The following is an 11,174-nucleotide window of genomic DNA, read 5'->3' as shown; positions in this document are numbered from 1 at the left end:
TTAACTTATGCCAAGTAACACACCTTCGTTAAAATTCGCGTACCACCATGGCGACTTGCCAAAGCAAACACACCATCTGGCTCTGGAGACTCTGCGCGAACACGGAGATGCCGCCATAAGCCTGCGCGCCCTCGCCAAGCAGCTCGGCGTCAGTGCGCCGGCGCTATACCGGCATTTTTCAGATCGCGACACCTTGCTGGCTGAGCTGGCCATCGGTGGGTTTGAGGCTCTGACTGACCGCCTGCGCGCCGTAGACCAACAGATGCCGCGCAAAGCCCTGATCGAGATAGGGCTGGTGTACGTAGATTTCGCACAGGAAGAACCCAATCTTTACCGCCTGATGTTCGGCGGCCGCGTTCTACCCATGAGCGTACATCCGCGACTTGATGCAGCCCGCAAAGGAGCGTTTAAGGTACTGGAAAACACCGTGGCCAATGCCCGCGAGCTTGGCTACCTGAAACCCTCTCCCGTTTCGTTGATAACAGCCGCTGCCTGGTCACTCGTGCACGGGCTGTCACAGCTCACAATCGATGGCCATTTGCCGGGTGGAAACGCCGAACCCATGTTGACCGAGAGCGTACTCAGCTTGCTGCTGGAAGGCTCCCAGTCTGACGCGCAACAACAATCACAACAGGACTTGACCCCATGAGCAGCCCCAAACCCAGTACTATCCGTGTAGGCAAACGCTACCGTGAAAACCGCCTGAACGGCCCCTACGATGCCATTATCATCGGCTCCGGCATTGGCGGCCTGACTGCCGCGGCCTGCATGAGCAAACTGGGCAAAAAGGTTCTCGTGCTTGAGCAGCACTATACCGCCGGTGGTTTCACCCACAGCTACGACCGTAACGGCTACGAGTGGGATGTGGGCGTGCACTATATCGGCGACATGGGCGCAGACCACACCCTCGGCAAACGGCTGTTCGACCACATCACTGACGGTCAGTTGAAATGGGCGCCACTGGATGCGCATTACGACCGCATTTTCCTCGGTGATGAACACGTGGACCTGGTTGCAGGCCCCGATGAATTCCGTGCTGAACTGGTCAGTAAGTTCCCGGAAGAGGAAAAGGCCATCGACACCTACCTGGGTTATCTGCGCAAGGTATCCAAGGCCATGCCGGCCCTTGTTCTGGGTAAAGTCCTGCCAGATATGGCGGCCGGGCCGCTGAGCATGCTAACCAAACGCCGGGCTCCGGAGTTTCTCAACAAGCCTACTCGCGAGGTGCTGGAAGGCCTTACCAGCAACCAGGAACTGATCGCCGTACTAACCGGCCAATGGGGCGACAACGGCCTGCCACCGGCAGAATCCAGCTTCATCATCCACTCGCTGATTGCACGCCATTACCTGCACGGTGGCTACTACCCTGTCGGCGGTGCTTCTGAGATGGCGAAGACCATCATCCCGGTGGTTCAGCAAAGCGGTGGTGAAGTTTTCACCTACGCTGACGTAACCGGCATTCTGATCGAGAAAGGCAAAGCCGTGGGCGTTCGCATGTCCGACGGCGCCGAGATACGTTCGCCACTGGTCATCAGCAACGCCGGCGTGTTTAACACCTTCAACAAACTGTTGCCAAAAGACGCCCCCAACTGGGACTACTACCAGGACAAGCTAACCACCGTTCAGCGCTCCATGGCGAGCAACTGCCTGTACATCGGCTTGCAGGATACCGCCGAAAATCTTGGCCTGCCGAAAACCAACTACTGGATTTACCCCGGCCCGAATTACGAAAAACAAATGCAGGACTTCCTGGCCGATCCGGAGGCCAATGACATACCGATGACCTATATTTCCTTCCCTTCTGCCAAAGACCCCAGCTTTTCCGAACGCTACCCTGGTCGTGCAACCATCGAGATCGTGGCACCCGGCCCGTTTGAATGGTACGAAGAGTGGTCCGACAAAACCTGGGGCAAGCGTGGTGACGAATACGAAGCCAGGAAAGAAGAGTACGCCCAGCGCCTGCTTACGAAACTGTATGAGAAATTCCCGCATCTGGAAGGCAAAGTGGATTACTACGAGCTATCCACGCCCCTCTCCACTGACTACTTCTGCCGCTACAGCAAGGGGGAAATCTACGGTCTGAATCACACCCCTGACCGCTTCGAACTGGACTGGCTTAAACCGAAAACCCGAATCCCCGGCTTGTACCTTACTGGCCAGGACATCATGACCTGTGGCGTAGTGGGCGCCATGCTCGGCGGCCTGCTGACAACCGTTGCCGTCAGTGGCTTCAAGGGCCTCCCGCTTGCGAAAAAGATGTTTGTAGGCTAATAAAGTTCAGTAATCCCGGTGCCACTCATACTGTGGTGCCGCCGAAAACTGAAACGCCTTCTGTGCATTTGGGACTGTATGAAAACCATCGGACTAATCGGCGGAATGAGCTGGGAATCGACCCAGACCTATTACCGCCTGATCAACCAGAAAGTGCGGGAGCAACTCGGCGGGCTGCACTCGGCCAGGATCATTCTCTGCAGTGTAGATTTCGCCGAGATCGAGACTCTCCAGCATAAGGGGGACTGGGACGAAACTGCGAAAATACTGATATCGGCGGCGCAATCCGTGAAGGCCGGTGGCGCCGACTTTCTCCTGATTTGCACTAACACCATGCATATAGTCGCCCCACAGATTGAGCAGGCATGCGCTACCCCCCTGCTTCACATCGCCGATGCCTCTGCCAATGCACTCATAAAAGACGGGATAACATCCGTAGGGTTACTTGGAACCCGGTTCACCATGGAGCAAACTTTCTATCGTGAGCGCCTGGAGGAACAGGGAATTAACGTGATTATTCCGGATGACAGCGAAAGAAACGCGGTACACAGAATAATCTACGAAGAACTGTGCCAGGGCATCATCAACCCTGACTCGAAAGCCGCCTATCTTGAGATTGTAGATTCACTGGCCACACGTGGCGCTCAAGCCGTTATTCTGGGATGCACCGAGATCGGCTTGCTGATCCAGTCGTCCGATACGCGGGTTGCGCTATACGATACAACAGAAATCCATGCAGCTCAGGCGGTGGAGTTTGCCTTGATATAGACGAGACGCAAATGCTCGCGAGGTTGCGACCGGATCTGCTAGCCGGCAGGATCATTTCTGAGCTGCGGCCGACTAGCCTAACCCCCAGTCTTGCTGGCCTTTTCGGCGGCCGATCTATTATCAACATCTTCTTCCCGATCAACATGACGGAAAGACGAAGCGGAGGAGAAGTTCGTAGCGTTCAGTTTTTCGACGGTTTTACGCAGTTTTCGGCGCTGCCACATTGACGCCAACTGTTTTGTATCCCACGACGCTGGTCTGAGGCCGAAATAACTCTCACCAACCTTCAAATCAAAGCTGCGTTCGGCCCCAACAGGCATATTCTCTGGCCCATAAATACCGATAAGTCGCAGAGTGAGGCGGTGGAACTCAAGCTTACCCTGCGGCACACCTCCAGTCATCTGGATGCCCTCATCTCGGGCAAGACGCTGTACCAGTTCGCAGAAAGTGCCGATATGTATGAACCCACCGGGTTCAATCGGCCCCTGCCTCGTATTCTCTGTTACGTTCAGTGATAACGGTTTCTCTGATGACCGGGTACGCTGCTGGTCGTCCTCGTCGCCCTCATTGTATTCCTGCTCGAAGTCAGTGATGTCCATGGTGATTGCGCCTTCCGAGGTTTCGAGCTCTGCAATAATGTACTCAATAAACACCGACTCTGCGCTCATATTGCTGATAAGACAAAGCGCATTGATGTCTTTATTACGTCCGCGGTTAATAATTAGCCTGGGACTACGTTGCCTCCGAAATCCAAGGTAAAGAAGTTGCGCATAAACTAGCCATATAATCACTGAGCCAAGACTGGCAACGACAGAAAGCACTTGTTGATGTTCAGCTATCCACTCATACACGATTCCAGCCCTCCATTGGATTTTGAACTCGCTACCCTCTACGTCTTGAGAGGTGGTACTCCTTGGTGAGCAAGTTCGGGGAAATCATCGTGCATGGTCAAGGGCGTGCAATTTTCCCGAGCCGCGAGATGCTCTGGCCTTTCACGCTTCGCAGCAAAAGGCTTTCCTATTTTGTTCTCGACACTGTTATAAACGAAAAAGAGATTCGAGCGTGGCCAAGGCGACATGTTCTTGTTGGAGGCGTGCAAGGTATTACATTCGAACAGAAGTAAGGATCCGGCAGGCCCTTTTGGCGCTTCGATACCACCACGTTCCGCCAATCTGGCTAAACTATCACGATCAGGAACACCAACCCGCTGCGCCTTGAGCGAGTCCCGCCAGTTGAGTTCAGGGGTTTCGCCAAGACAGGGCACAAAGTAATGATGCGAGCCCGGAATCAACATCAGTGGTCCGTTGAATTCGTTATTATCCGTGAGCATGAGCGAGGCGCTGACTGCCCGCATCCGGGGCATACCATCTTCAGCATGCCAAGTTTCAAAATCCGAGTGCCAGTCGAAACCACTGCCTTCAAACCCGAATTTGTCGTTAATCCTAGACTGATGGATATAGACCTCGCTACCCAGCAATTGGCGCACCATTCCAAGTATCCGCGGATCCCGGGTTAAACGACTGAAACTGTCGGATAGCTCGTGCATTCCGAAAACTGACCGTAACTCCCCGCTATTCGGATCATGAATAACTTTCTCGGACTTATTAAGCTTTTCATCCTTCGCCATTTCTACGAGCTCATCAAAAAAAGGCAGCATTCGCTCCTGATTGAAAAAGCCTTCAAACCAGAGAAAACCATCCCGTTCATAGCGAGAAAGCGAAACCTCATCAAGAGGCCCGTCCCAACGATGCTGGTTTCGCGAGTGAACTACAGGGTCAGACCGAAGGAATGGATCTTTCGGCTGCTTCAGGCGGGAGGGAAACGGATCAGATTTTTGCACCATGCCTATACCTCACACAAGTTGATATAAATTAAAATCCAAATAACGGCTAAAAGCCCAAAAAAATATCGAGCTATCTACATATAGATAAGGCTAATACTATTGAAAATAGCACTCAAGCCGGCATCGTTTAATTTTAAATAAATTTAATCACACAGACGCAAATTCGTAAGATTAACCTAACAGATAAAATTACATCATATTAATAATAGCGAAATGAAATATATTGAAGGATGGCGTGGGCGGTTTTTCCTTCCGGCAGCTATGAGAAGGTTTCAAAAATTACAATGCTTTCCGATACGCTTCCTGCGATGTCAGATATCGACCATTTTTATTTTTCTTATCAATAAGTTGATTATAGTAAACTAACTTACGGTATTTAAAATCACGAGCAAACCAGATCCAGGGCGCTCTCGCTCCAGGAACACTCGCTCGGAAGATGTATGACTCCAAAAACGATACACCTGCGGGTTTTGCGCATATTGAAACCGAACTTAGGAAGCGCATAGCTTTGAATCTGGCACAAGGGCTACCAGTTCTTGTTCCACATCTCGACGATGTTTGCCGAGACGCTTCACCATAGATAACCACTTAACGGCGCCCTTCCATACAACGGAAGAGCGCCGTTACAATTTATCTCAAATATCGTTATAAAGTTTGAACGCTGTTATCCATTGCTGTTTTTGCCAATGTCTGCTGCTCCAAACTGTCGCAATGCGCAACCACCGTCCAGCGGCCCTCATCTTTTGCCATACGCGCCTTCTCGATGACGAGATCATGGTCTGGCCGCAGAGATACCGCACCAGCGAACAAAAGAGCAAGCACCGGGAAAAAGAAGCCAAAAGCGATAAACGTCATCAAGGGACTTGAACGAGTCAGAGCCGGGCCGACTGAGACCAACAGCCCTGCAACAGCCAAACCAACCACCAAGCCTATTAACCCAAACCGCACGTGCGCTTTGACCATGGAGCGGGCGATGCCCTGAGCTTCGGGCTCCAGCTTCGAACCCATACCAGGATCATTTGGCTGAATGATCCGGATCTGTGCAAGGGGTATTCCTAAACTTTCCAGCGCCTCTGCGCTACGTTCTGCAGCCACCTGACTATCGAACTCCGCGCTGATTTTATGGGAGTAGTTTTCTCCCAGAACCGCTCCATCATGCTCAGACATGCTCTTATCTCCCCCTATTAGCATTCACATTAAGCCTGCTGCCTCTTTCTTCTTTTGCGTAGTCAAGAAAGCTCCCCAGGACCTGCAAACCATTTAGGATTCTAATAACCATACCGATTAACCGACAAATTGGCGTGATTCCAAGTCTAGTAGTATTTCAACACTTTTAGCAACGTGATGATCCACATGAAGGATAGCGATACCATAGCGCTGCACCCAAATGTAGGCTGTATACCAGCAATGCGGAAGACTTCCACGCGAGTATATAAGCTATTTTCGCCTACAAAACTTTGGTTTTTTTAAAATTTCGTAAGCTCTTGCGCTTTACTTCGCACTTTTTTATGCCATAAGCTTTGAAATCTTCCGATTATTCATAGCTTTTTGAATGGATATATCTCAATCTACAGAGCGGAGTATTACGGAAATCAACAGCTCCGTACTTTATAGAAAAATATTAGAAGTAAAAACGCCAGAGTCGGTATTTTGAAGTTGCCGGCATTTCTAAAAGGAGTGCTGAAATGGCTAAAAATCCGCATACTGAAAGCAATTCAGGACCAGCAAACGACACCGGAAAAACCAACGAACATAGCAAGAACGAACAACTGGAAACAGTACGCTCCAATGCGGAAGGACACGATCTGCGTACAAACCAAGGTGTTCGTATCGCCGATAACCACAACTCTCTCAAAGCAGGCGAACGTGGCCCCACCCTCCTTGAAGATTTCATTTTCCGGGAGAAAATGAACCATTTTGATAACGAGCGAATTCCCGAGCGTATCGTTCACGCTCGTGGCGCTGCCGCACACGGTTATTTCCAGCCTTATGAGAACGCAGCACAGTTTTCCAAAGCGGGCCTATTTCAGGACCCTGATAAAAGAACACCAGTCTTTACTCGCATTTCCACCGTGCAAGGCTCCCGGGGCTCGAACGATACCGTTCGGGATGTGCGCGGCTTCGCGGTAAAATTCTATACAGATGAAGGTAATTGGGATCTGGTCGGCAACAATATCCCCGTATTCTTTATTCAAGATGCGAACAAGTTTCCAGATTTTGTTCACGCCGTAAAACCAGAACCTCACAACGAAATCCCCCAAGGACAGTCAGCTCACGATACTCTATGGGATTTCGTTTCCCTGATGCCAGAGGCGACGCATGCAGTTCTCTGGACCATGTCTGACCGAGCCTTTCCTCGGCACTTCCGCTCTATGGAAGGGTTCGGCGTACACACTTTTCGGCTGATCGACAAAGAGGAGAAATCCCGCTTTGTTAAATTCCATTGGAAACCCCTGGCGGGTACATGTTCGCTGATCTGGGACGAAGCACAGAAACTCTGGGGTCGTGATCCGGATTTCAATCGTCGGGGCATGTGGGAAGATATTAGTAATGGTGACTTTATAGAGTGGGAATTGGGCATCCAGGTGATCGAAGAAGAGGATGAGCATTCATTCGATTTCGATATTCTGGATCCGACCAAACTCATTCCGGAGGAGCTGGTGCCTGTCACGCCTATCGGAAAAATGGTTCTGAACCGCAACCCGGACAACTATTTTGCCGAAACTGAGCAGGTGGCATTCAGCCCCGGACACATTGTTCCCGGGATCGATTTCTCCAACGATCCGCTGTTGCAGGGGCGCCTTTTCTCCTATCTCGATACCCAGATGTTGCGGCTTGGTGGACCCAACTTCCATGAGATCCCCATCAACCGTCCGGTGTGCCCGTACCATAATAACCAACGTGACAGCGTGCATAGGCAAACCATCAATACCGGCCAAGCCTCCTACGAGCCCAATTCTATTGACGGCGGGTGGCCAAAAGAAACCCCGGCTGGCCCAGAGAACGGCGGTTTTGAAAGCCACCATGAACGAGTTGACGCGAATAAGGTGCGGGCCCGAAGTGACTCGTTCGGCGATCATTATTCCCAGGCTCGGTTGTTCTGGAACAGCCAGACCGAAGTCGAACAGGCCCATATAATCCAGGCCTATGCATTTGAGCTGTCTAAAGTACAACGGCCCCACATCCGCGAAAGAGTTATCACCGAAATCTTACCCAACATTTCAATTGAATTGGCCCAGGCAGTGGGAAAAATACATGGTATCGATGCGCCCTCAGCGCCCACAGCTTCCGCGGATGAACTGGGCACGAGTTCGCTGGACAAATCCCCGGCCCTTAGTCTGATGGCGCGGCTGCCAGGTAATATCAAGCATCGAAAGATCGCGATTCTTGCGGCTAACGGTGTCAATTCTGACCAGGTAAACAAGCTACGACAGAAACTGGAGGAAGAAGGCGCTACTGCAATGGTGATTGCGCCATCAATGGCACCTATCAAAGGAGCGGACGGGAGCAACGTCGAAAGCGATGCGATGCTTAATGGTTTGCCTTCGGTAACCATGGATGCAGTTATTGTTCCAGGCGGCAAGGACAGCGTAGCGGAGCTAGCGAACTCTGGCCAGGGTCGTTACTATCTGCAAGAAGCCTACAAGCATTTGAAAGTCATCGTACTTCTCGGCGAAGGCAAAGAATTACTTTACGCAGCTAACGTGCCGGAAGATCAAGGCATATTGCTGGGCGAGAACATCGATGATGTGTTCGATCGCTTCAAAGATGCGCTTGGGCAGCACCGGGTCTGGTCCCGTGATAGCGTGGCAAATGACATGCCCGCGTAGACGGCAACACTACCTCCTTGGCCCTTTTAACGGGGGCCAGGGAGAACTGGCTTTGCTTGCAGCACGGTTCACCGGGGTTATCATTGACCATTCAGCCACTCTTCGTTGGCGAGAATCCTTTCACACCGACAAGACTCGAATTCTCTGGCTTTGACTTACTCTGGATGACGCTGAATGAGCCATCCGTTTCGAGCACGATAGCGTCGATCGTCGCCATATCGGCTACACCGGCCGCTCGGGCTGCAGCACGCACTTCGTTCTCGGTTACTCTTGATCGCCGAAGGGCGGGCATAATAAAGCGACCATTATTCAAAAGTAATTCCGGCTGACCCGTGACCAGCATCCTCACCGATCGAATGCGGAGGCCGACACGCTTCAAACAGAAAAGAACCGCTTTGTAAACCGGATCGAGAGGTCGAGGGCTTGCCGCAACCTCTCGATCTGAATTCACTTAACTGTTTGATGCGCAATTGCAGCCGGAATGTTGACAACCTTTACCTTCCGAACACTCTTTTGAGCAGAATATTCCCGTCACAGTCTTGAAATGTGTCTCGTCATCCGCAACTTTGCAGGTGCAACCTTCTTGGGCACACTGATAAGTACCATCAGAGCTTACGTCGTTCATATCATCCCCCATGATTTGAAAATGAAAATCACATTCAGGATTTTACAGGTCTGCCCTCAGCGCCCTTCCTGAGAAAGCAAACCCTACTTTACTCTAGTAAGCCGAGTCATATGATACAAGCTTGGATAGCATTTGCCGGTCGTGCATACGCTGAGCCGATTACGAGTTTGAAATCGGAATGTGGGGAGAGGTAAGAGGAAAGGTGCGGGAAGCGCCTCGCTGGGCGCTTCCCGGCGGAGTGGCTTACTCAGTCGCTTGCTCGACTTCGTCACCCATCTCCTCAACGCCTTGTTTGACGTTATACCAGGCTGAAGAAGTAGCTTGTTTTGTGTTCTCCCAAGCACTCTCACTGACTTCTTTGGTATTTTCCCAAGCCTTTTGCAAACTCTGGCTCGTCTGGTTCCACCAATCCTCGTCGTACTCCGGCAATTTTTTCAACTCGTCCTGAGTCATTTCCATGTGGACTTCATACTCGACGTCATCGAAGTCGCCTTTGTCGGAGGCCCTCACGACGGTAAAAGTGCCGCGTTCCGCAACGACCTCATTGCCGCCTAAACCGAGTATTTCCCCAGTCTCGATAACCAACGAATGTACCGACATATCGTTACTCATCAAAATATCTTCGACTTCACCGATCTCTTCGCCTGTACTGTCAAAAACATCTGCATCCTTCAGCTCATCCATGGTATACAGCCCCTCTGCCGCAACCGCTGAAAGACTCATAGCCACCCCACCTGCGAGCAGCGAGGCACCCATTGCGCGTATGATAGATTTTCGCATTGTCGTACTCCTTTATAACGTTACTCTTGCGATCGCCCGAAGCGAAGTTGCATTGCGGGCGCTTTTCCAAGTAAAAGTGATCAATGGCCAAATTCACTGATTAGGCAGTCCATGTCACACCTTCTAACCTAACAAAGGCGACTGCGCGGACCAAGTGACGCTCCAGTAATGATGCAGAAGCGGTTGGCGTCGACGAATCACGTCGCTGGGTTTCGCTTCCACAAAATATTGATTGCCACCTGCTGGCCCTTGCCTCAATAAACTTGACTTAGTCTGGCTAAGCGCAGAGTCAATGCTGGCCAGCCGTCTGGGGATGGGGGGCTATCCAAATTCGGTTTCAGAATGCCATGTTGGTTGCCTGGGCATTCGATCGTAATCGGCGATAATCTACTTAGATTTTCGTAACCTTACTTGATTTTGAACTTGGTCCGGCCGATGTTATAAATCTATTGTTTAGTATCGAACTCAATTCCCCGAACATCAGAGGATGACTCTCCTATGGACGCACCACTGAATGATAAAAAAATCGCCTTTCTGGCGACCGACGGCGTTGAACAAATCGAGCTAACACGTCCCTGGAAGGACTTGCAAGGCGCCGGAGCCACTCTTCACCTCATATCGTTGGAACAAGGGGAAATCAAAGCGTTTCACCACCTCGACAAAGCGCACAATTTTCCCGTAGATAAAGTAGTAAGCGAAGTGAATGCTAATGATTACGACGCACTGGTTTTGCCTGGCGGCGTTGCAAATCCAGACACATTACGACAGAACGGGGATGCAGTTTCTTTCGTAAAACATTTTTTCAACAGCAACAAACCAGTCGCCGCAATCTGCCACGCCCCTTGGTTACTCGTCGAGGCTGGCGTAATAAAAGACAGAACTCTGACTTCATTTCCCAGCTTGAAAACGGACATTCAAAACGCCGGTGGCAAATGGGTGGATGAAGAGGTGTGCTATCACGACGGGCTGATTACGAGCCGGACCCCGCAGGATCTGGACGCATTCTGCGCACGCATCATTGAGGTGCTTTCCCAGATCTGAGTCAATGCCAAGGGCG

The 11,174-nt window shown here is 51.2% G+C and carries 10 protein-coding genes; 5 read left to right on the top strand and 5 right to left on the bottom strand.

All coding sequences use genetic code 11. The annotated features are described in order from the left end of the window. Positions 1-7: 7 nt before the first annotated feature. From FFI90_RS16235 to FFI90_RS16225, 3 genes are all read left to right on the top strand, one after another. Positions 8-649, top strand: coding sequence for a TetR/AcrR family transcriptional regulator (locus tag FFI90_RS16235; protein ID WP_144779448.1), 642 nt, complete (start codon positions 8-10; stop codon positions 647-649). Beyond that, entirely contained in the window at positions 646-2,271 is a 1,626-nt protein-coding gene (locus tag FFI90_RS16230) for a phytoene desaturase family protein (RefSeq protein WP_144779447.1), read from the top strand. The genes FFI90_RS16235 and FFI90_RS16230 overlap by 4 nt, the downstream gene beginning before the upstream one ends. Positions 2,272-2,349: 78 nt before the next feature. After that, positions 2,350-3,039 (top strand): aspartate/glutamate racemase family protein, encoded by a 690-nt coding sequence (locus FFI90_RS16225; protein WP_144779444.1) that lies wholly within the window; start codon positions 2,350-2,352, stop codon positions 3,037-3,039. A 77-nt stretch (positions 3,040-3,116) separates the two neighbouring features. On the opposite strand, the gene FFI90_RS16220 is transcribed toward FFI90_RS16225, so the two are convergent. The 3 genes from FFI90_RS16220 to FFI90_RS16210 form a co-directional block, all read right to left on the bottom strand. Next, positions 3,117-3,890, bottom strand: coding sequence for a hypothetical protein (locus tag FFI90_RS16220; protein WP_144779442.1), 774 nt, complete (start codon positions 3,888-3,890; stop codon positions 3,117-3,119). A gap of 38 nt (positions 3,891-3,928) precedes the next feature. Then, positions 3,929-4,882 carry an ectoine hydroxylase gene (gene thpD / locus FFI90_RS16215; RefSeq protein WP_144779440.1) on the bottom strand — a complete coding sequence of 318 codons (954 nt, stop codon included), beginning with the start codon at positions 4,880-4,882 and terminating at the stop codon, positions 3,929-3,931. A gap of 645 nt (positions 4,883-5,527) precedes the next feature. Beyond that, positions 5,528-6,049, bottom strand: a complete 522-nt coding sequence (locus FFI90_RS16210) for a hypothetical protein (protein WP_144779438.1) — start codon at positions 6,047-6,049, stop codon at positions 5,528-5,530. Positions 6,050-6,567: 518 nt separating this feature from the next. Here FFI90_RS16210 and katE point away from each other — a divergent pair. Then, positions 6,568-8,712, top strand: coding sequence for a catalase HPII (gene katE, locus FFI90_RS16205; RefSeq protein WP_144779436.1), 2,145 nt, complete (start codon positions 6,568-6,570; stop codon positions 8,710-8,712). A gap of 91 nt (positions 8,713-8,803) precedes the next feature. On the opposite strand, the gene FFI90_RS16200 is transcribed toward katE, so the two are convergent. Next, complete coding sequence (locus FFI90_RS16200) at positions 8,804-9,061, bottom strand: YetF domain-containing protein (protein WP_342779386.1); 258 nt, start codon at positions 9,059-9,061, stop codon at positions 8,804-8,806. A gap of 519 nt (positions 9,062-9,580) precedes the next feature. After that, a complete protein-coding gene (locus FFI90_RS16190; protein WP_144779431.1) occupies positions 9,581-10,117 on the bottom strand; it encodes a PRC-barrel domain-containing protein in 537 nt (178 codons plus the stop codon). A gap of 498 nt (positions 10,118-10,615) precedes the next feature. On the opposite strand from FFI90_RS16190, the gene FFI90_RS16185 reads away from it, so the two are divergent. Beyond that, complete coding sequence (locus FFI90_RS16185; protein WP_144779429.1) at positions 10,616-11,158, top strand: type 1 glutamine amidotransferase domain-containing protein; 543 nt, start codon at positions 10,616-10,618, stop codon at positions 11,156-11,158. The last annotated feature ends 16 nt before the right edge of the window (positions 11,159-11,174 follow it).

Origin of the sequence: Marinobacter maritimus (assembly GCF_007671675.1) — a bacterium.
GTDB classification, from domain to species: domain Bacteria; phylum Pseudomonadota; class Gammaproteobacteria; order Pseudomonadales; family Oleiphilaceae; genus Marinobacter; species Marinobacter maritimus.
This window is presented reverse-complemented; position numbering and strand designations above follow the sequence as displayed.

Excerpts from the sequence above, each read along its gene's own strand:
- FFI90_RS16225 (WP_144779444.1), top strand. The coding sequence starts at position 2,350 with ATGAAAACCATCGGACTAATCGGCGGAATGAGCTGGGAATCGACCCAG.
- FFI90_RS16185 (WP_144779429.1), top strand. The coding sequence starts at position 10,616 with ATGGACGCACCACTGAATGATAAAAAAATCGCCTTTCTGGCGACCGAC.
- FFI90_RS16230 (WP_144779447.1), top strand. The coding sequence starts at position 646 with ATGAGCAGCCCCAAACCCAGTACTATCCGTGTAGGCAAACGCTACCGT.
- thpD (WP_144779440.1), bottom strand. The coding sequence starts at position 4,882 with ATGGTGCAAAAATCTGATCCGTTTCCCTCCCGCCTGAAGCAGCCGAAA.
- FFI90_RS16190 (WP_144779431.1), bottom strand. The coding sequence starts at position 10,117 with ATGCGAAAATCTATCATACGCGCAATGGGTGCCTCGCTGCTCGCAGGT.
- FFI90_RS16235 (WP_144779448.1), top strand. The coding sequence starts at position 8 with ATGCCAAGTAACACACCTTCGTTAAAATTCGCGTACCACCATGGCGAC.
- katE (WP_144779436.1), top strand. The coding sequence starts at position 6,568 with ATGGCTAAAAATCCGCATACTGAAAGCAATTCAGGACCAGCAAACGAC.
- FFI90_RS16210 (WP_144779438.1), bottom strand. The coding sequence starts at position 6,049 with ATGTCTGAGCATGATGGAGCGGTTCTGGGAGAAAACTACTCCCATAAA.